General features: G+C 48.5%; 21 protein-coding genes and 1 tRNA gene. 8 read left to right on the plus strand and 14 right to left on the minus strand.

Annotation, left to right across the window (positions count from 1 at the left end):
* Nucleotides 1–10: 10 nt before the first annotated feature.
* The 6 genes from ACQ66Q_RS00085 to ACQ66Q_RS00110 all read right to left on the minus strand — a co-directional run bounded on the left by ACQ66Q_RS00085 (nucleotide 11) and on the right by ACQ66Q_RS00110 (nucleotide 5,889).
* Nucleotides 11–1,003, minus strand: coding sequence for a cobalamin biosynthesis protein (locus ACQ66Q_RS00085; protein WP_430454907.1), 993 nt, complete (start codon nucleotides 1,001–1,003; stop codon nucleotides 11–13).
* A gap of 6 nt (nucleotides 1,004–1,009) precedes the next feature.
* On the minus strand, nucleotides 1,010–1,717 hold the full coding sequence (gene mtnN / locus ACQ66Q_RS00090) for a 5'-methylthioadenosine/S-adenosylhomocysteine nucleosidase (RefSeq protein ID WP_430454908.1): 708 nt from the start codon (nucleotides 1,715–1,717) through the stop codon (nucleotides 1,010–1,012).
* Nucleotides 1,718–1,838: 121 nt separating this feature from the next.
* Complete coding sequence (locus tag ACQ66Q_RS00095) at nucleotides 1,839–2,726, minus strand: pirin family protein (protein ID WP_430454909.1); 888 nt, start codon at nucleotides 2,724–2,726, stop codon at nucleotides 1,839–1,841.
* Between the two features lie 85 nt (nucleotides 2,727–2,811).
* Nucleotides 2,812–3,384 (minus strand): methylated-DNA--[protein]-cysteine S-methyltransferase, encoded by a 573-nt coding sequence (locus ACQ66Q_RS00100; RefSeq protein ID WP_430454910.1) that lies wholly within the window; start codon nucleotides 3,382–3,384, stop codon nucleotides 2,812–2,814.
* Between the two features lies 1 nt (nucleotide 3,385).
* Nucleotides 3,386–4,831 carry a DNA-3-methyladenine glycosylase 2 family protein gene (locus ACQ66Q_RS00105; RefSeq protein ID WP_430454911.1) on the minus strand — a complete coding sequence of 482 codons (1,446 nt, stop codon included), beginning with the start codon at nucleotides 4,829–4,831 and terminating at the stop codon, nucleotides 3,386–3,388.
* An 80-nt stretch (nucleotides 4,832–4,911) separates the two neighbouring features.
* Nucleotides 4,912–5,889 carry a hypothetical protein gene (locus ACQ66Q_RS00110; RefSeq protein WP_430454912.1) on the minus strand — a complete coding sequence of 326 codons (978 nt, stop codon included), beginning with the start codon at nucleotides 5,887–5,889 and terminating at the stop codon, nucleotides 4,912–4,914.
* Nucleotides 5,890–5,963: 74 nt separating this feature from the next.
* Here ACQ66Q_RS00110 and ACQ66Q_RS00115 point away from each other — a divergent pair, with 74 nt between their 5' ends.
* The gene (locus ACQ66Q_RS00115) at nucleotides 5,964–6,308 is read left to right on the plus strand and encodes a HopJ type III effector protein (RefSeq protein WP_430454913.1); all 345 of its coding nucleotides are present in this window, start codon (nucleotides 5,964–5,966) and stop codon (nucleotides 6,306–6,308) included.
* A gap of 26 nt (nucleotides 6,309–6,334) precedes the next feature.
* Here ACQ66Q_RS00115 and ACQ66Q_RS00120 read toward each other — a convergent pair whose 3' ends face one another.
* Nucleotides 6,335–6,721 (minus strand): response regulator, encoded by a 387-nt coding sequence (locus tag ACQ66Q_RS00120; RefSeq protein ID WP_430454914.1) that lies wholly within the window; start codon nucleotides 6,719–6,721, stop codon nucleotides 6,335–6,337.
* A 274-nt stretch (nucleotides 6,722–6,995) separates the two neighbouring features.
* On the opposite strand from ACQ66Q_RS00120, the gene ACQ66Q_RS00125 reads away from it, so the two are divergent.
* The 7 genes from ACQ66Q_RS00125 (at nucleotide 6,996) to ACQ66Q_RS00155 (ending at nucleotide 12,827) form a co-directional block, all read left to right on the plus strand.
* Nucleotides 6,996–7,072: transfer RNA gene (locus ACQ66Q_RS00125), tRNA-Trp, on the plus strand.
* A gap of 33 nt (nucleotides 7,073–7,105) precedes the next feature.
* On the plus strand, nucleotides 7,106–7,582 hold the full coding sequence (locus tag ACQ66Q_RS00130; RefSeq protein ID WP_430454915.1) for a hypothetical protein: 477 nt from the start codon (nucleotides 7,106–7,108) through the stop codon (nucleotides 7,580–7,582).
* Nucleotides 7,579–8,034: a ribosomal protein S18-alanine N-acetyltransferase gene (gene rimI, locus ACQ66Q_RS00135; RefSeq protein ID WP_430454916.1), complete on the plus strand. Its 456-nt coding sequence runs from the start codon at nucleotides 7,579–7,581 to the stop codon at nucleotides 8,032–8,034. The genes ACQ66Q_RS00130 and rimI overlap by 4 nt, the downstream gene beginning before the upstream one ends.
* 28 nt (nucleotides 8,035–8,062) lie before the next feature.
* Entirely contained in the window at nucleotides 8,063–9,241 is a 1,179-nt protein-coding gene (locus ACQ66Q_RS00140) for a serine hydrolase domain-containing protein (protein WP_430454917.1), read from the plus strand.
* 439 nt (nucleotides 9,242–9,680) lie between these two features.
* Nucleotides 9,681–10,946, plus strand: a complete 1,266-nt coding sequence (locus tag ACQ66Q_RS00145) for a tyrosine-type recombinase/integrase (protein ID WP_430454918.1) — start codon at nucleotides 9,681–9,683, stop codon at nucleotides 10,944–10,946.
* Nucleotides 10,947–11,083: 137 nt separating this feature from the next.
* A complete protein-coding gene (locus ACQ66Q_RS00150) occupies nucleotides 11,084–11,359 on the plus strand; it encodes a hypothetical protein (RefSeq protein ID WP_430454919.1) in 276 nt (91 codons plus the stop codon).
* Nucleotides 11,360–11,879: 520 nt separating this feature from the next.
* Entirely contained in the window at nucleotides 11,880–12,827 is a 948-nt protein-coding gene (locus tag ACQ66Q_RS00155) for a DUF4760 domain-containing protein (protein ID WP_430454920.1), read from the plus strand.
* Between the two features lie 84 nt (nucleotides 12,828–12,911).
* On the opposite strand, the gene ACQ66Q_RS00160 is transcribed toward ACQ66Q_RS00155, so the two are convergent.
* The 7 genes from ACQ66Q_RS00160 to ACQ66Q_RS00190 all read right to left on the minus strand — a co-directional run bounded on the left by ACQ66Q_RS00160 (nucleotide 12,912) and on the right by ACQ66Q_RS00190 (nucleotide 17,658).
* Nucleotides 12,912–13,196 (minus strand): hypothetical protein, encoded by a 285-nt coding sequence (locus tag ACQ66Q_RS00160; RefSeq protein WP_430454921.1) that lies wholly within the window; start codon nucleotides 13,194–13,196, stop codon nucleotides 12,912–12,914.
* 508 nt (nucleotides 13,197–13,704) lie between these two features.
* Nucleotides 13,705–13,905, minus strand: coding sequence for a single-stranded DNA-binding protein (gene ssb / locus ACQ66Q_RS00165; protein WP_430454922.1), 201 nt, complete (start codon nucleotides 13,903–13,905; stop codon nucleotides 13,705–13,707).
* A 267-nt stretch (nucleotides 13,906–14,172) separates the two neighbouring features.
* Nucleotides 14,173–14,505, minus strand: a complete 333-nt coding sequence (locus tag ACQ66Q_RS00170; RefSeq protein ID WP_430454923.1) for a hypothetical protein — start codon at nucleotides 14,503–14,505, stop codon at nucleotides 14,173–14,175.
* A gap of 636 nt (nucleotides 14,506–15,141) precedes the next feature.
* Nucleotides 15,142–16,062 carry a DUF1353 domain-containing protein gene (locus ACQ66Q_RS00175; RefSeq protein WP_430454924.1) on the minus strand — a complete coding sequence of 307 codons (921 nt, stop codon included), beginning with the start codon at nucleotides 16,060–16,062 and terminating at the stop codon, nucleotides 15,142–15,144.
* A gap of 2 nt (nucleotides 16,063–16,064) precedes the next feature.
* On the minus strand, nucleotides 16,065–16,247 hold the full coding sequence (locus tag ACQ66Q_RS00180) for a hypothetical protein (RefSeq protein WP_430454925.1): 183 nt from the start codon (nucleotides 16,245–16,247) through the stop codon (nucleotides 16,065–16,067).
* Nucleotides 16,248–16,336: 89 nt separating this feature from the next.
* Nucleotides 16,337–17,146, minus strand: a complete 810-nt coding sequence (locus tag ACQ66Q_RS00185) for an endonuclease (protein WP_430454926.1) — start codon at nucleotides 17,144–17,146, stop codon at nucleotides 16,337–16,339.
* Between the two features lie 146 nt (nucleotides 17,147–17,292).
* Nucleotides 17,293–17,658 (minus strand): hypothetical protein, encoded by a 366-nt coding sequence (locus ACQ66Q_RS00190; protein WP_430454927.1) that lies wholly within the window; start codon nucleotides 17,656–17,658, stop codon nucleotides 17,293–17,295.
* Between the last annotated feature and the right edge of the window lie 464 nt (nucleotides 17,659–18,122).

Consider the following 18,122-nt stretch of genomic DNA (forward strand, 5'->3'; position numbering starts at 1 on the left):
GTGGGATCCATCAGAAGGGCCGTGGCCATTGATAGAGTAGGGTCAGGGCAAAACCGCAGCAGAGCAGCAAAAAAATCGTGCGCTGAATTTGCCTGCTCAGTTGCAGCGCAAGCTGTAAATCCGCCAGCTGCGGGTTTTCTGGTGGACCAATTCGCTCGCGCCGCAGTTTGGTGCCCTGATACATCACAGGGCCAGCCAGATTGCGTTGCAGCGCAGCGCTCCAGGCCGCCAGATACCAACGATCCGCAGTGGGCAAGCCGGCATTCTGGCTGGAATTAAAATAACGCAAGGTTGGCTGAAATCGGTACAACATGCCGACCAGTGCGCCATGCAACCACAAAGCTGGCAAAGTGAAAAGCCGCCCACAGGCACTGACGGCGCCACTAAAAGCGCGCTGGCTGGGTATTTTTCCGGACCAAGCCTGTTGTAGCTCCAACAATAAGCGGTAGCTTAGCGCAAACATCGCGCCGCCGAGCAAATACCACAACAGCACCGCTACTGCATGCCGGACCTGACGCTGCGCCAGCACTTCAATGCCGGCTTTGGCCAGACCGGTGGCAGACAGTTGTGCGCATTCCCGTCGAAGCATAGCTTGCAGCTGATCTTTGGCCAATTGGTACTGCTGGCGTTGCAGACTGCTGGCCGCAGTTTGAACCTGCAATTGGTAATTGCGAAAATCCAGACACAAATACAGCAGGACAGCATCAAAGCCAACCGGCCATTCTGACAACTGCCGCAAGGTCCAGCTCAACAGCAGCACTGGCAACAGCACGACAGCCAAAGCCAATGCTCCGGCGAGTCGCTGTTGTGACTGACTGTCAGTGCTTTTATTCACTTTCTGTTCAATACGTTGCGCCAGCAGGCGTAGCAGCGGCCAGATCTGATATTGCTGCGGTAATGCGGCGTATTGCGCCAGCAAAACCACCAGCAAAAACAACAGTCCCGGCTCGAAAGCCGGGATCTGCGTCAGTAGTTGCCAGTATTGGGCAGCGAGTTGTTGCATCGTTGCTTAGGCTGTCGCGTGCAATTCGCGCAACAACTCCAGCACCATTGCGCTACTGTTTTTCGAGGCAATTTCCAGATAGGCGTCAAAAGAGGTTGGTGATTCTTTGCCGGCAATATCACTTAAACTGCGGATCACGACAAATGCCGTGTTGAGCTGAAAACAAACCTGTGCGATGGCGGCGCCTTCCATTTCGACTGCCAGCATCTGTGGGAAAGTCGCGCGGGTTTTATTGATGCGTTCCGGTTCACACATAAACACATCACCGGTGGTGATCAGGCCAGTTTTGGTTTTGCAAAATCCCAGCGTATTGATACTGCGCACTGCGGCGGCAACTAAAGCCGGATCTGCGGCAAACGCGGCAGGCAAACGTGGTAGCTGGCCTGGTTCATAGCCAAAAGCTGTCACATCGACATCGTGATGGCGTAATTCGGTGGAGACGACGATATCGCCGACATTAAGTTCCGGGTCAAAACCACCGGCAGAGCCGGTGTTAATCACTGCAGTCGGCTGAAACAACTGGATTAATAAGGTGGTCGCAATGGCTGCGGTGACTTTACCGATACCGGACTGAACCAGCACGACGTCATGGCCCTGCAGTTGGCCACGGTGAAATTCAAAACTGGCAACGCGGGTGGTTTCAATATTGCTGAGCAGCGCTTTGAGGATCGCAACTTCCTGTTCCATCGCGCCGATAATGCCGATTAATTGCATAGGGATAGTCCTGTGACCTGAGTCCTGTGACAAAAAATGACATTATACAAGCCCGAAGGATAATGGCCCAGCGCGATTTCACGCCGGGCGCTTTGGTTCGATCAGTACCGTTCGTTGCCGCTTAAATCTGCAGGACTTTGGCAGCGCCTTCCGTCAGTCTACCTTGCTGATAATCCTGAATAGCCTGTTCAATTTCAGCCACTGAGTTCATCACGAATGGCCCATATTGCACCACAGGTTCCTGCAGCGGTTTACCGGCCAGCACGATGATCCGCGCCGGACCCTCTGTACGCAGCTGCAAACTGTCGCCATCACTGAGCACCCCGGCATGGTGCAGCGGCACCCGATGCTTGCCGAGCCAGACTTCACCTTCATAGGGGTACACCAGCGCATTGTGGCCGGCTGGTATTGCCAGTGTTAAATCAGCCGCACTGTGCAGTTGCAGGTCCAGATAGAGCGGTTGTGTCGATGCTGCGCGGATCGGGCCAGTGGTGACGGGGAGCTGCGGCCCTTCGGCATTTGTCGGGCTTTGCAAAGTGCCGGCGATGACTTTAATCAGGCCTTGTGTGATCTCTGCCAACGGAATTTGTGCCGGATCTAAATCCAGATAAGCCGGCTCCTGCATTTTTTCAACGGCCGGCAAGTTCAGCCAGAGCTGAAAACCGCGCATCAGACCGGATTCCTGCTGCGGCATTTCCGAGTGAATAATGCCTCGGCCGGCAGTCATCCATTGCACACCGCCACTTTTCAGATGGCCACGATTCCCCAGATGGTCTTCATGCAGCATATGCCCGTCCAGCATATAAGTGACGGTCTCAAAGCCACGGTGCGGGTGCGGTGGGAAGCCGGCAATATAGTCGGCGGCTTCATCAGAGCCAAAACAATCCAGCATCAGAAATGGGTCTAACCGCCACTGCGGTTGCAGCCCAATGCTGCGGCGGATTTTCACACCGGCACCGTCAGAGACTTGTTTGGCGGGCCAGAGTTGAGCGAGTTGACGTACTTTCATCAGTAACAAATCCTGCAATCATCAGTGGGCTTAGTAAACCCTAAAACTAATCGAAGTAAAATTGCAATGAATCCATATTTTTGTTCTAAATAATCGAATGAATGCGGCTGGCAATCCGCTGCTCATGCTGCAACAACCAGATTTTCCGGTTCAGCCCGCCAGCGTAACCAGTTAGTTTGCCATCGGCGCCAATCACTCGGTGACAAGGCACAATAATCGCGATTGGATTGCGACCGTTGGCCGCGCCAACGGCGCGCATCGCATTTTTATTGCCAAGCCGCTGCGCCAGTTCACCGTAACTTTGGGTATGGCCAAATGGGATCTGACACAGTTGCTGCCAGACCTGCTGTTGGAATGGAGTTCCGGCAGCGGCGAGGGGCAGCTCGAAAGTTTGGCGCTCACCGGCGAAATATTGCCGGAGCTGGTTTGCGGCCTCTTTTAATAGCGGCTCGGTGGCATTATCACTTCGCAGGTTCAGCAGCTCAAATGGCTCAACCGCGGCGCTAACTGCTGGCAAATCAGCATGCCGGGCGCCGGCCAGACTGCGATCTTGCTGCACTGAGGGGAAATGCACTGCATGCAAGCCGGCCGGACTGGCGTGGATCTCCAGCGCGCCGAGTGGCGATAGGCAATAAGCAATATGTGTATTCAAAGACATCTTATTCTCCTTGTCCGGTAGGGCTGTCCGCCAAACCAAACCAAAGTTGTAATGTGGCATAGCTGCGCCATGGCGCCAGCGCTGTGGCATCAAAGCCCGCGTGTTGGTGGGCCAGCGCTTTTTGAATACCTAAATCGCCACCGAGCCAAACATCCGTTTCTGACAGACCGCGCATACAGGCGTATGACACAGTCCAGGGGCCTATGCCTTTGATCGGTAACCACTGCGTTGGGTGTTGCTCTGGCGCACTGCTCATGCTGGCAGCAAGGGCCAACAGGGTTTGGCGCCGGGCGCCGGGAATTTTCAGCATTAACAACTCATCGGCGCAGACTTGTGCCGGGGTCGGAAATTGTCGCCCTTGCACCTCGCTTACCTTCGCGGCGGCGCAGCTTGGCGCCGCCTGTTCACTGCCCAACACCAACAGGCGATTGAGCTGGGCACGTGCGCCGGCAATACTGACTTGCTGTCCTAAGATAGCGCGGATGCCAGCTTCCCAGGCCGACCAGACACCCGGAATGCGTAGGCCGGTTTTTACTTTGTTACCAAGCTGCCCGCGCAGATGTTGTTCGATGACGTGCAAATCGGCATCCAGATCCAGCAAACGACGAATGTGTTTTACCACCGGTAACAGCGTGTCGTGATGATGCCAATGCAGAGTGAGCTGCAGCGCATGTTTATCCGGGATTGGCTGCACCTCAAACCAACCATGATGCTGCCCCTGGCCAGGTGGCCAGTCAATCAACCGGCCATAACGAGTGCCATCGAGCCATTCCAGGCCACTTAAAGTGCGTTGTTGCCAGAACTCCAGCAATAAATGCCACGCCAGTGGCGGGCGATAACTGAGTTCCAGCCCGATGACAGCAGAATTCTGCGACATGCGTTGTCCCCGTATTTGTGTCGGTGTCAGTTTTAGTTGTTGTTTAAATGCATCGTGGAAGCGGCGCAGGCTATGAAATCCGGCCATTGCCGCAATATCGGTCACCGGCATCCTGGTTTGATGCAGCAGCTGTTTTGCAAACAGGATTTGTTGATACAAGGCGTATTGTTTCGGCGAAACACCCAGATGTTGCGCAAAGAGTTTGCGTAAATAGCGCTCGCTGATGCCGAGGCGTTCGCACAGACTGGCTTGGTTGCCGTCCTGCAGAGCGGCTTGATCTATTAGTTTCATCGCGCGGCGCAGACTGGTCTGGTTGCCTTGCCAGGCAGGAGAACCGGGGGCACTGTCAGGTCGACAGCGCAGACAGGGCCGAAAACCAGCCGCAGCAGCTGAGGCTGCGGAAGCAAAATACTGCACCTGATGTTCTGCCGGTGCCCGTGCCGGGCAAACCGGTCGGCAGTAGATTCCGGTGCTAAGGACTGCCACGTAAAACAGTCCATCAAAACGGGCGTCGCGGCTTAGCCGGGCTTGTTGGCAAATTTCGACAGCGGGTAATACTTCACTGTACACAGTCGGCGTTCCAATGCAGATGAATGCGAGCAGTGTACAGCGAAGTATCATGCCGGATCAGCCAGATCCGGTACTGAATATCAGATATTCAAATCGACCTGTTGCATCAAGCCGACATTGCCTTGTTCAGTCAAAAAGATGCCGCTGCGTGCAATACGGGCCATCAGCGCATCGCCGTCGTATAGTCCGAACGAGGTGGCGACCGATTGTGCGGAAATGGCACCGATGCCGGCGTCAGTCAGGCTCTGCAGCGCTTCACCTGGCCGCCAGATGCTCAGTTGTTGCCACGCGCTGTCACTGCTATCTACAAAGCCGTCCTGATCCTCATCCAGTACAGCTAGTTCGGCAAAACCGCTGCCGGTGCTAGGGCCAAACAGTTCTTTACCTTGGGTGATGTGACCATCTTGGTTGCGGTCGTAACTCAGGTAATACTGGCCGTCAGCAAGCGTGGGTAATTCTGCGCTGCTGCCATTACTGTAAAAATCAAAGGACTGACTGGCACCGGTCCACTGAAAACTCTGTCCTGTGGTGCTCAGTACTAGCGGGTCTTTCAGTACCGCTTCTTGCCGGATACTGAAGCTGGCATAACTTTCCTGCATACTGAAACTGAAGTCAAAACTCTGGCTACTGCCGTCTTCGAGCTGCACAGCACCGGCAAAACTGGCTTCGACAGACTGATAGCGATAATTGAATTCCATGATGGTACGTTCTGTGGGGCCTTCGGGCGGCGCAACTTCGTCATGCAGTTGCTGTTGCTGCGCCTGAATTTTTTCATAGGCACTGCCATCGAGCCAACTCAGCAGTTTGCCACTGGTCAGTTGCTCAAGAATGCGTTTGACGGTCCCAATACTTTCTTTGGCGCTGAATTGCTGACCATCTTCATTTTGTTCTTCGGATGACTTAGACTCGGTTTCTTTCTGTGGATCAACTGCTTGTGCTGATGGCGTTGCTACGGAAGCTGCGGGGGCGACTGCTGAAGTTTGCACTTCGATCCGGCTGTGTTGAAATAACTGCTGTTCGCGGGCACTAAAGGCCTGTGTGGCGCTGATGATGTTCATTGGATCCTCCCATCGGAAGTGATGGATTGCTGATCGCGTAATCGGCAGGATTTGATCAAACTTTAGGCAATTTTATGCTGGAAACTTTTTTTCGACAGTTAAGTACCGAGCCGGACAGCATCAGCTTCCAGCAAACCATTGCGTTAATTGATGCTTTGTACGATTTCACGCCTACTGCGTTTCAGAATGGCGAACACAGCAATGCGGCGGGGGAGAACAATGGTTCTTGCAAGATCCTGGCGTTTGCCCTGCTGCACCAGTTATCAGAACCGCAAACATTGCAGTTGTTTGGAGATTTTTACCGGCTGGAAGTGCTGCCTGATGTCAAAGGTACCAATCACGCCAACATCCGCAATTTTATGCGCACGGGCTGGGACGGTGTTGAATTTCACGGCACGCCTTTAAGCGGAAAGGCCTGAAAGTCGTTCTGCAGCCCGGTCGAAATTTAGGCGGTCAGGCTTTTTTTCTGACATTTCACCAATACGGATTCTATTTTTTTTGCTGAAAAAGGTTTGGCAATAAATCCGCAAGCACCCGCCAGAATACTTTGCTGCACATTCTCGACGGTGCTGTGGGCGGTCATGATCACGACGTTCGCATTCGGGTTTATTTCTTTGAGCTGGCGTAATAAAGTTTTGCCATCGCAATCTGGCAATTCTATATCCAGAAACACAACATCCTGATGTTGTTTGGTATAGCTACTGATACCAACGCTGCCATTTGCAGCCTCACTGACATGAGTGATGCCAAGTAACATCAGCGTCTGACGCAGATATTCGCGGACTGAAGGTACATCGTCGATGATTAGTACTGAATAATCGGTCAATTTCATGCAAACATCCTTTGTTGTGTTCCATCCTGCTGCGTTAAGTTGTAGTCGCTGTTTTGCTGAACTGCAACTTACGTTGTTTCGCGGCGCGTGATGCTAACAAAGTCGTGGTCTCCTTGCATCTTTTTTACTCAAGCAACTTTGCATATAGCGCAACACAACGGCGAAAGCTGCAGTAATAATCGGCATCTTGACTGAATAATGTGCAATTGATTGCTTTGTCTGAGATTTTTGCTTTACCTTTGAAACTCCTTTTGTATAATGGCGCCTCAATCACAGGGGCATAGTTCCAATTGGTAGAACAGCGGTCTCCAAAACCGATGGTTGGGGGTTCGAATCCCTCTGCCCCTGCCAATTCTCTCAGGCAAGACCCAAAAAGGTACTGAGATGAATCCAGACGTGACAGAAAACATCACCTCTTCCATGTCAGATCTGCAACTGCAGTTCTTACAGCATTTAAAAATCCAACCTTTACAAAGCAATTTGGCTGCGCCGGATTATCAGGCACCTCAACACGCTCCTGAGATCAAAGCGCCTGCAGCGCAAGGCTCCGCGCCCTCGCAACAGACGGCTGTGCAATCCGCACCAGCAGCAATCATGTCGCCAGTACCTGTGCTTCCGCAGTGGATCGCAGCTGAGTCCAGTTTGCCGCTGGTGCAGGATATGTGGGTTGTTTTGCAGCAAGCCGGTGTTCAGGCGCAATGGTTTTATCAGGCTGGTACCACAGACGTTTTTCTGAGCGAAGCTGGTTTGTTCAGCGCGCCTCCACAGCAGTTTTTTACTGCGCAGAGCAAAAAGCAACTCTGGCGCAATCTGATTCAGTTGTTACCGACTGAAATATCTACCGACATGGACCCAACATGATCCAAATCCGCAGCGCCACCCCGGCAGATATTCCGGCGATGCTGGCCACAGAACAAGCCGCCACGGCTTATCCTTGGGCTGAATCTTCGTTTTCGAGCAGTTTTTCTGAACGCTATTTTAATGCGGTTGCGCTGTTAGATGACCAGGTGGTTGGGTTCTATATCGGCGAGCTGGTCGCTGGCGAAGCCAGTTTGTTTGATATTGCCGTGCAGCCGCAGCAGCAGGGCAAGGCGATTGGCAAAGCACTGTTAAGTCATTTTCTGGATGAAGCCGAGCGCCGGCAAGCGACCGATTGCTGGTTAGAAGTTCGTGCATCCAATCACAAAGCGATAGCGCTATATCATCAGCAAGGCTTTCATCAAGTTGGGGTCAGACCAGCATACTACCCAGCTCCCGGTGGAAAAGAAGATGCTATTCTGATGGCCATGTCTTTGGCGATGCCGTCACTCTGAAACGGTGGGCCTGATTCACGGAGGCCCTATGCAATTGATCTGCAATAGCTTTTTTGGTCGATATTGTAAACTCTCTTTAGCTAATGGTGCTTTGTTTTTACGCTACGGCTGGTGGTGTCTGATGCTTTGTTGTCTCAGTGCCTGTGGTGGTAGTGATCAGACAGACAGCGCCGGTAGCAGTCCGGTCAGTAGCACTATTTTATGGCGCGCCAGCGACAATCCGGCTTTTCCGGTTAGTACCGCAGCAGCGGAAGGCTTCAATGAGTCGATGCTGGAACAAGGTTACAGTGCAGCACGCTCCACACCAGGTTTGTATGCAGTATTGGTGTTACGCCGTGGCCGGTTAGTCGGCGAGGCTTATTTCAGCGGCCGCAAATCGACTGATTTATTGCATTTGCGCTCTGTGACCAAGACTGTGATCAGTCATTTGATTGGTGCAGCGATCAGTCAGGGCAAAATTCAGAGCTTGCAACAGCCGATTAGTGAATTATTACCACAGCGCTATCGCAATCTGTTGAATGGCAAAGCACCGGTCACAGTCGCGGATTTGCTCAGTATGCGCAGTGGATTTGCCTGGGACGAAAGTACACTGGCTGGTTTTGAACAGTGGGTGATGTCGGCAGATCCGACCCGCTACGTGCTGGAGCAAGCGCAGACGCAGCTACCGGGTACAGAATTTCGCTATAACTCAGCCAATTTTCATTTGTTATCGGCGATCCTGAGCGAGCAAACCGGGATGGCCACCCGCGATTACGCCCGGCAAGTGTTATTCATGCCGCTTGGCATTAGTAACTTTCGCTGGGAAAAACTAAAAGATGGTTATGATAATGGCGGAGCCGGTCTGGAACTCACCGCGCGTGATCTGGCTAAACTGGGTGTTTTGTGGCAGCAACAGGGGCGTTGGGGCAGTCAGCAGGTGTTGAATCAGGCCTACGTGATGACTTCCGCGAGCGTGCAGCAGCCACGTAGCCGCACTTTTGCCGGGCTCAGCATTAGCGGATATGGTTATGGCTGGTGGTTATTCAAACAGAGTGGTCAACCGGCGGGGCAGTTAGCCTGGGGCTATGGTGGCCAGTTTGTCATGACAATCCCGGAGCAGGAATTGACTTTGCTGCTGATGGCCAATAATCAGACAACTGATGTGGGGCCACAGGAAAATGCTGTGATGCAGTTGGCGACGCAATGGTTTTTGCCGGCAGTGCAATAAAAACAGGGATAAATCCGGCTGGTAATCCTGGTTTTCGTACTTCGCCAAAGCCGCTGTTACTGCTATAATCTGCGCCATTTTTCGCCGGACTCCAGCTGCTGTACAACACTGCATCAGAGCCGGCCGCCCATTAAGCTTATATTCGGAACTCACTCAGGCATGGCCAGCGCAGAATTTCTTCAAGAAGTCAGTATCCGCAGAACCTTTGCGATCATCTCTCACCCGAACGATTGCCTTTAATTCAAAACATTTCAAACCCATTCATTCGATTTCAGCACACCCCGCAAAGCCCAGATAGATAAAGAAAAATCCTCCGCTCATTTTTTTCAAAAAGCCTCAAAACATTTCATCTGCATTCACCACCACTGACTACATAGCTGTGTACAGAATTTCAGTTTTTAGGCTACTGTGTACATAAAAATATATCTGGGTGGTAACTATGGCCTTATCAGACAGTTGGCTTCGGGCCAACAATGGCCGTGACCGTGAGGGCGTTCTGGAGAAAGCAGATCAGGATGGTCTGTCTGTACGCATCAGCGCGAAGGGCAAAATCAAGTTTCAGATCCGCTTCCGGTTTGCCGGCAAAAATCAGCGCTGTGATATCGGCACTTATCCGCTCATGGGCCTTGCTGATGCCCGGCGTGAAGCACAGCGGTTCCGTGCGGAGTTAGAGCAGGGCAAAGATCCGCGCATCGTTAAGGTGCTGGAGCGGTCGCAGCAAGATGGTGAACTGAATCAGACGCTGGAGAAGTTATTCAACGACTGGTATCAGGCATTCGCTATCAATGCCAAAAAAGGCCACCACGGTATCCTCCGCTCATTCCAACTTCATGTATTCCCTAAGCTGGGCAGACTGCCGTTCAGTGAACTGACTGTTCACCACTGGCTGAACATTCTGGAGCCATTGGCAAAGGGCACTGCGAAAGTGCCGGGTAAACCGCAAATTGCTGACCGCATCCTGGTCAACTCAAAGCAGTTTTATAAGTGGGCGAAGAAGCGGCATTTGTGCGAAAACAATGTGCTTGCTGATATCTCTGCATCGCAGGACTTGCAGGTGAAGGACCGGATTAATACCAGGCATTTGAATGATGACGAGATCCGCCTGATGCTGGAGGCTTGCGAGCAAAGCCGGATGGAGCCAAAGAATGCGATGTTCGTCGAGCTGTTGCTGTTTTATGGATGCCGGCCGATGGAGCTACGCGAAGCAAAGCGGTCCGACTTCGACTTTGATGCAATGGTTTGGACAGTTCCCGCTGAGCGTCACAAAATGGGTGCCAGCACCGGCAAGCCGTTATTGCGGCCAATCATTCCTGCGATAGTGCCACTACTGAATCAGTTGATGGCGTTATCTGACAGCGAATACCTGGTTACGAATCGCGATAGCGATAAGTGCCTGAGTCGTTCAGCCATCATCGCGCTGCCGGTCAATATCATCCAGTGGGTGCGCAAGAACAAGAACATCGAGATGGAACACTGGTCCATCTATGCGCTGCGGAAAACCTGTCGCTCTAATATGTCGACTCTTTGCGCACCGCACATTGCTGAAATCATCCTTGGCCACAAGCTGCCCGGTGACTGGGGCACTTATGACCATTACCACTATCTGCCAGAGCAGGCTGAGGCTTACACGGCTTGGTGGAATCGGATCCAGCGCATCAGGAATCCAGAGCTGTATCAGAATGTGGTTGAGATGAAGCGGGGGTGATTGTTTTTTGCTCATGCGGTCCATATAATCGGGGTTAGGGCAAAAGACCTATCCCCAAAGACATTCCAGTCCCTCTAAAGACTTCAGCTGGGTATCCAGCATTCAATCAATCCTTCCAAACTTTTAGAGGTGATCACATGCTTGATCTAATTTCTGCTATTGCTAGTTCCGTACAGTTGTTTGACCGGTTTTTCAAAAAGAAAAATCATCATCAGCCATATGAAGTAATTATCGTTGAAATCAATGCGCAACGATTGCCATCGAGCTTATTAAGCGCGACTCATGGCATGGAGTTGTATTGGCATAAAAATGGTCTGGCCCCATCAAACGGATATCAGCCATTTATTCTGGAAACAGAATGCGGCGAGCGGTATATGTATAAATCAAGGTCTGGGATTTTGTACTGCAAATAAGTAAGCCGACCTTTCAGCCGGCGCGCCGATATCTAGTCACGGCATGCCGGGTGTCATCGATAGACGGAATTTGTAATAACCGTGACTAAAAGCGTAATCGGTGTTCAAGCACGTTTGGGGTGTTGACTCGTGACGGTACTATACTTATCCACAGGGAAATCCACTATAAGCCTCCATGGATCTAGGTAATTGTGAGCATAAGTGTGGTTAAATTTTCGCTTAAAGAAATATTTAAAAATTTAATTATCAAAGGCCATTTACTTGTTGCAATGAACTGTCGTTGCGTTCTATTGTCTATCCAACAGAGGCCAAAAACCTCATGTAGCTTGAACAAATTCAGTAGTTGTGTATAATGCGCGCGCCTTAACGTTAAGGCTCGTTTTAGACAAACAGAGGATGGGAACTTATGAAAAATACCGTATTGCAAAAACGTCAAGCTGTTGACGAAGGCATTTACTATTAATTACAGCCCAACTTCTAAAATCTCCTAAGGGAGATTTTTTTTTAGCCAAGGAATGCCATGCCACCAACACAAACCTATCAACGTTCGGATACGATCAAGTCACTTTATACAATTGCTAACAAATCCAATGTGATTGCTTTTTTTGTATCTGTTTTCTTATATTTTTATTGCGGCATCAAAGAATTCGAAACCATAGCGTCTTCAGCAACCGCGTTAACACCGACTGATAAAGCCGCTGCTAGCTATTTTATGAGCATCTCTGAAGTAGTCTACGCTACCGCGATGTGCTCATTGGTATATGCGCTATTTTACCCTCTGATAAAGATCAGAAAATATCCTCATGGTCGCTTTGTATCAAATACGATAGCTGGGTTATTGGTAATTATTTCGGTTTTCAGCGTCATTATGGTTTTACTGAGAACAACATTTAACGATTTGCAAACGGCATTGTCAGGGACTCTCGGTGTTATAGCCGCTATAGCCGCTATAACCGGGTGGGTAGTCAATCACCAAATTGCAGCAGCCAACAACAGGGTTAATCAGACGTTAAATTTAATTCTTCAAACGAGAATATCTTCAGTATACCAAGAGCACGAAACAGCTATTCGAAGTGTGTATTCCAGTAGAGACGTTATCTCAAAAGAAGACGTAAAAGACTGGATTGAAAATCCTGTAAAAGTTCATGATGATACTGCTTGTGAAATTGGTAATTGCACGAAAAAAGATAAGCTTTTGACGATTAAAGACAAAAAGCATAAAGCGCTAGTTTCTTGCTGTTACATGTTAAACTATTATGAATTTCTCGCGAGCGGAGTCAACTCAGGACTGTTAGATGAAGAATTACTTTACCAAACAGTTGGGGGCATGCTTTTGCGCCAAAACAACCAAATGAGAGCTGTTATTGATCATTTTAGAGAGTCAAGTAAAAAGTCGCTTGAACACTTGATCGAGTTAGAAGAACGATGGCAGCCTCGTCATCGGATGGAAGATGGCAACGGTAAATAGTTTTTAAAAATCAGCCCGCTTAATGCGGGCTTTTTTATGCAGATCTTTCAGCTTTCTTGTCCAAAACATAACAAGAGCAATCGTTTATACTTTTTTCCTTAAATCCACACGAACAGTTTCTCTACTGGTTGTGAGGTAACCAGGGTTTCTTTCTTTACCCGTACCATCACAGCGACTGCATTCTCTCGCATCTGTTCCGAAGAATTTTCTACCTTTACAACTACGGCAGCTTGTATATGGTTTTTTATCTTGCAAAACTACACCTGTTTCCCTCCAACCAAAAAACTCAGTTTCTCCGCAGTGAATGCAAGTACTACAATTTATTGAGATTTTGCCTTCGCAGGTAGGGCAATAAACAAGTTCAGCCATAATTCCAGTTCCTCAAAGTAGCCACATGTTATGGTGTAAATTTAAACGACGTATTACTGAGTATGGAAGGGGGGGCAAGGATTTATTTAAGTAATGAGATAGAGGCTAGTGTTCAGCTCATTGGTGGCGATTTAGGTAACACCGTTTCGGTATTGCAGCTAAGCCGCTCACTGACGCTAATCACCTTGCCAATAAACTGGCCCCGCAGCCACCGATTTGAAGTTCGTTATGCTTTCAGCCTGGGCAAACCCTAAAACGTACAACGTGTTTAAAGTTTCGGCTGCGGGGTGTCGTTTATTTGCCTGTGTTTTTTCTAAGTTCAATATCACATGCAGTGCAAAATGCGCTTACATTGCAGGCCGATCGGAGCGAACGGAATATCGTCGTCAAAATCGATTGGCGGAGCCATCGGCGCACCGGCCATTTGGTCTTGAGCTGGCGCTGCCGGACGCTGATTGTAGCCGCCTTGCTGTGGCCGTGCTGCTGGCTGAGCTGGTGCCTGTAGGTTCTAGCCTGCTTGTGGCTGTTGTACGCTGTTGTTACTGACGACATCCAACATCTGCAGGTCGTTGGCGATGATCTCAGTGGTAAAACGCTCCACGCCCTGATTATCCTGCCACTTACAGGGGCGGAGTCGGCCTTCGATATACACCTTGCTGCTTTTGCGCAGGTATTCGCTGGCGATTTCAGCTTTGTTTAAGTAGGACATCAGGAGAAACCACATCGTAACTAAGATGTGGCAGTCGTTTGACGCTCGATCAGTTCTTGACTAAAGTATCTTCATCCATAGTGGTATGCTCGATTGCGCCTAACTACATTCCGAACCCTGGCAAAACTGATAGCTCATTGTGGATTATGGTCTCAGAGATGAGCTGCTGTCGGCAGCAATTTCTGGGACCACTCTTAGTAGATGCAAAAAGGGGCCAGAGGCCCCTTTTGTAGTTGATATGCCCAGCCAAAATTTTCCGAACCCTGGCTATCGATCATTGCTGTGTTGTTCTATCACCTGGATGTCATTAGTTTTGTGGTAGATGACCATAACTGTTACGGCTGCCGTTACACACATAATCACTAACGCACTCAGCGTAATTAGCCATCTAAGGACTGATGCTCCCTCTTCCGGCTTGTACTCGATCAGCAACTTCACACACTCACTAACCGAGTGTATTAGCTTTTCTAGAACCCTAAAAATGGATTCGAAGATTGACGAAAACCCACCGAAGACATTCTCGATACGTGAGATCTTTGTTTTCTTAGGTTCATCTTCATTCTGATTGCCATCATTAGGACTATTCTCGTGTTTTTGCATAATCAGGCTCCTGCTGCGGTGGGGGAGTATCGGCAACGTATTTCCAACAGCCTTTTCGAACGGACTTGAATTTAGTAAACATCATTGTTATCCCTTAGTCTTTGAATTGTTATTAATAGGTAACCAGATAGCTGGAGTATCTCACCTGCTGGTTTGTCGAGTGATTGCATAGCAACTCAAACAGTTGATTAATGTCAGAAATTTGCAATGCAAAAAAAACATAGCGGAGCTTTTCGATATCAGCAAATTGGGACTAATGCAGATGTGATGTTGTTGTTTAAATATAAGCTATTGATTGTAATAGATTATAATTTTAGATGATGAATTTTTGAGGCAGTTGATTTTGTTAACATTTAAATGATATTTAAATGTTAAACAATGTTTTTTAAATGAAAGCAACCCACTTGGCGTCGAAAAATTAATTGGATCTAAATATGCTGATCCACTTCTCCTATCAATTTAGATAGAAAAATCACTTTATAACCCACTTAATTCAAAAGGGTGGTTTATCTATATTCCATAAAGGAATTAATTAGCCATAAATGGTTATAAAAAAAATGATGCTTTGCATGCCAACCCCCTCAGAGATCAGAGGTCTGATCTCTGAGGAGCGTCAGCCTTAGAAGTTTTTTTGCTTCATTTCAATATTTGGTTTTGATCCAAAGCCTCAATGCCCTCTAGAGATAAACTTTTCTGTTCGATGACTGATTCAAGCTCTTTCAGGGTTTCTTCTGTTAGTCTCACTTCTGGTGTTGTATCAGTAATGTACGACCCTAGAAGGTTTACTGAACCTGGTTCAACAGTTCTTGGAAGCTCTTCAAATCCTGAGCGAGTGTAAAGCGTTGTCGGCTCTAATTCAGTTGATCTTACCCCTGCTGCTACTACTTTTCCTGACCATTCATCTTGAGAAGAACCTGTTTCAGTTTGCTTAGCTGGTAAGGGTACCGTAATATTTTTTGCCCCACCGTCAGTGAAAGCCTTAGGTAGGCTATATGGGAATACCGATGCAGAGAATTGCTCCTGGTTCTTAACGCTTTTTCGAAGAGCATCGATTTTTGATGGCAATACATCGAACGGCACGTTTGCGAGGGTCACATGCCGATATGCCCACCTTGGACCAAAATGATAGACCGCGGCATACATGACTTTAGCCTTAAACTCGGGAACTCCTGAAGCTCGCATGCCATAGTAAAAGGTTCTGTGAACATCTTCCCACGGACGGATTCGTTCATTGCATGCAACATCATGTATCACTGAAGCATTTCTATAGGGGCCATCGAAACCTCCGCCAATGAAGCTCATTGCGACCTGTGGAATTGAGGCGCCGTCAATAACTGAGCCTTTAGGAGCAATCCACTCTTGTCCATCAGGGGCTTTGTATATGAGCGGTTTGAGTAGTTCCATGGTCTTATCAATATCTGACCACCTTGCTTCTACCGGTCCATTGTACGAACCAAATTCACTCCCATAAGCATGGCTGCAGAGCATTAGAAAGAAAGGTGCAATTGGTATCGCAAAAAGAAATCGTGAAGTTCGAGATTTTGTTGGACTCATCATGGTTACATCCCAAGATCTTTCAACGCTTCGTTAAGTAAGTTTTTGCCATCTGTGAAACGGGCCAAGGCAGCTTTTTTTTCGTCCGGTGTTGAATTTAATCTATAGCTAGTCATAAGCGTATCGAACATCTTTGCGATGTTTGCTTGGTAGGCTTTGGCTATAGCTTCTTTTTCAATATCACTCATTTATAATCTCCTGATTTGTCTCAAAATTAGAAGCAGATGCTGGACTGAAACTGCATTTTATACAGTCTAAAACGTCTGTGTTTTCTCGTTTACCGCTCCCATGAGCAACTGCCTTGGGCAGAAGCTTCCTTACCAATAACGTATGAGTTCACAGTTCCTTGGATTTTCGAAATTCTTTCTGCATAGAGCTGCTCGCTCGGGCTTACCGGGTCTGAATTACTCCATCTTAGAAACATCGCACTCATTTCATTGGGGATAACTACCTTGTGAGTGTCGCGCATGTAAAACCAAACCCGGGCTACATCGCCTTTTTTGCAGTCTGGTGGCTCGAAGAGTTTGCCTGGTGAGTTTAGGTCTTGGGCTTCACATTGAGGCCCAAAGCCCTCGTGTGGTTGGGAGTCGCTAATCTCGCCGTAAGGGTCGTTGGAACGATATTGGTTAAGTTGTGCTGCAGCAGGCACAGCATTAAACATGTCGAATATCATGTTTCGCGCGGCGCTATCGACTTTTTCGCAACAGGCTCTACCGGACGATACTTCTCCGCTTTTAGAGACACACCGAGGGAATGAATTTGGTTTTTGCCAACAGGTAAAAGTCGACGCGGGCATCAATTGCGCCGGAACAATATGTTCCCACTCAACGTCATTATGTTTGCTTGCCCACTTCAAATTGCTCGGGAGCTGGCATGACTCGGGTTTGAGAGTTTCTCCTCTCGATGATGGGTCTACTGTGTACTGGCACCCGCAATAGAACGTACGGAGCCGGTCTGTATAGACTTCTGCGGCGAGAACTTTTTTGGTATTGGCCCATGAGGTAGGGAATCGAGATTCTAATGCCAGCCCATAACTACTGATAGCTATGAGCATAGCTACTGTCAATGAAGTCCATTTCATGATCATCTCAACCGGTTAAAATATAACCAAATTAAAATATCAGCTTTGTCGTGGTTAGCAAGTATTTATCAGAGCTTGGGATAGATGCGTTATATTTGTGAGCACTCTGTTCAGAAGAAAATACCCGCCAAATCCCACTAAAAAAGTTAAATTTACAGATCAAACTCTCTGTTTCTAGGGATAAATTCTGATGGATCTGAGAAAGAGAACTCAATTTCGCCTGATTCTTCGTCTACTGTAAATTCGAGTGATTCCTCTTCTTCACCTGATTCTTCCATATCCGCGCAGCCATTGTAGATAGTCCACTCAAAGCTGTAATACAGCATAAACGTTCCGTAATGGTACTGCACATCTTCGATTTTGATTCCGGTGTGGCAAGCTGCCCGATTGTCGATATAACTCAAATCACCTATCAAGTTAGCTTGAAATTCTGACTTGTTTGAATTTAAAAATTTGACGAGTTTTTGACACAAATGCTCGCCTACTTCTTCATTGGACTGTAGTGGATAAATTAGCATTGCTGTACCTAAAAATGATTGTTTGTTTCAAGTTACACTGTGTTGAGTGAGTGCGCCAGTAATTTAGTAGTAGAGAAGTGCGGTCACTAAACCTAATGCCGATGGGATCGTTAGCGCAGTTGAATGATATGTATAAACTCTTGCTAACAGACTAGCAGATGGTGCGATAAGGGCGGCTAAGCCGCCCTGTACATTTTCCACTTGGAACCATTCCAATTAGCTTGGCATGCTTCTAAAGTGCTGACAAACGTCTTCTACACGACCAAAACGGCGACGCTTGTAGCGATGAACAAATACCGTTTTGTGAGAATAGATTTTGCGCATAAGCAAATCCTCATCTTATTGAGGGATGAGTAGCCATTACCAAAGAAAACGTTTATACTTTCGTCGCCAAACATAAAGGATAAAGTCTTCTCTGGTGTTCACAGGGACATCCCACCACCTATGAAACTTAATTCAACCAA

The sequence above is a fragment of the Rheinheimera sp. genome, from assembly GCF_965283995.1.
GTDB lineage: Bacteria > Pseudomonadota > Gammaproteobacteria > Enterobacterales > Alteromonadaceae > Pararheinheimera.

Bases quoted from the DNA above. Each gene is read 5' to 3' on its own strand.
- ACQ66Q_RS00085 (WP_430454907.1), bottom strand. From the start codon at position 1,003: ATGCAACAACTCGCTGCCCAATACTGGCAACTACTGACGCAGATCCCG.
- mtnN (WP_430454908.1), bottom strand. From the start codon at position 1,717: ATGCAATTAATCGGCATTATCGGCGCGATGGAACAGGAAGTTGCGATC.
- ACQ66Q_RS00095 (WP_430454909.1), bottom strand. From the start codon at position 2,726: ATGAAAGTACGTCAACTCGCTCAACTCTGGCCCGCCAAACAAGTCTCT.
- ACQ66Q_RS00100 (WP_430454910.1), bottom strand. From the start codon at position 3,384: ATGTCTTTGAATACACATATTGCTTATTGCCTATCGCCACTCGGCGCG.
- ACQ66Q_RS00110 (WP_430454912.1), bottom strand. From the start codon at position 5,889: ATGAACATCATCAGCGCCACACAGGCCTTTAGTGCCCGCGAACAGCAG.
- ACQ66Q_RS00115 (WP_430454913.1), top strand. From the start codon at position 5,964: ATGCTGGAAACTTTTTTTCGACAGTTAAGTACCGAGCCGGACAGCATC.
- ACQ66Q_RS00120 (WP_430454914.1), bottom strand. From the start codon at position 6,721: ATGAAATTGACCGATTATTCAGTACTAATCATCGACGATGTACCTTCA.
- ACQ66Q_RS00130 (WP_430454915.1), top strand. From the start codon at position 7,106: ATGAATCCAGACGTGACAGAAAACATCACCTCTTCCATGTCAGATCTG.
- rimI (WP_430454916.1), top strand. From the start codon at position 7,579: ATGATCCAAATCCGCAGCGCCACCCCGGCAGATATTCCGGCGATGCTG.
- ACQ66Q_RS00140 (WP_430454917.1), top strand. From the start codon at position 8,063: ATGCAATTGATCTGCAATAGCTTTTTTGGTCGATATTGTAAACTCTCT.
- ACQ66Q_RS00145 (WP_430454918.1), top strand. From the start codon at position 9,681: ATGGCCTTATCAGACAGTTGGCTTCGGGCCAACAATGGCCGTGACCGT.
- ACQ66Q_RS00150 (WP_430454919.1), top strand. From the start codon at position 11,084: ATGCTTGATCTAATTTCTGCTATTGCTAGTTCCGTACAGTTGTTTGAC.
- ACQ66Q_RS00155 (WP_430454920.1), top strand. From the start codon at position 11,880: ATGCCACCAACACAAACCTATCAACGTTCGGATACGATCAAGTCACTT.
- ACQ66Q_RS00160 (WP_430454921.1), bottom strand. From the start codon at position 13,196: ATGGCTGAACTTGTTTATTGCCCTACCTGCGAAGGCAAAATCTCAATA.
- ssb (WP_430454922.1), bottom strand. From the start codon at position 13,905: ATGTCCTACTTAAACAAAGCTGAAATCGCCAGCGAATACCTGCGCAAA.
- ACQ66Q_RS00170 (WP_430454923.1), bottom strand. From the start codon at position 14,505: ATGCAAAAACACGAGAATAGTCCTAATGATGGCAATCAGAATGAAGAT.
- ACQ66Q_RS00175 (WP_430454924.1), bottom strand. From the start codon at position 16,062: ATGATGAGTCCAACAAAATCTCGAACTTCACGATTTCTTTTTGCGATA.
- ACQ66Q_RS00180 (WP_430454925.1), bottom strand. From the start codon at position 16,247: ATGAGTGATATTGAAAAAGAAGCTATAGCCAAAGCCTACCAAGCAAAC.
- ACQ66Q_RS00185 (WP_430454926.1), bottom strand. From the start codon at position 17,146: ATGATCATGAAATGGACTTCATTGACAGTAGCTATGCTCATAGCTATC.
- ACQ66Q_RS00190 (WP_430454927.1), bottom strand. From the start codon at position 17,658: ATGCTAATTTATCCACTACAGTCCAATGAAGAAGTAGGCGAGCATTTG.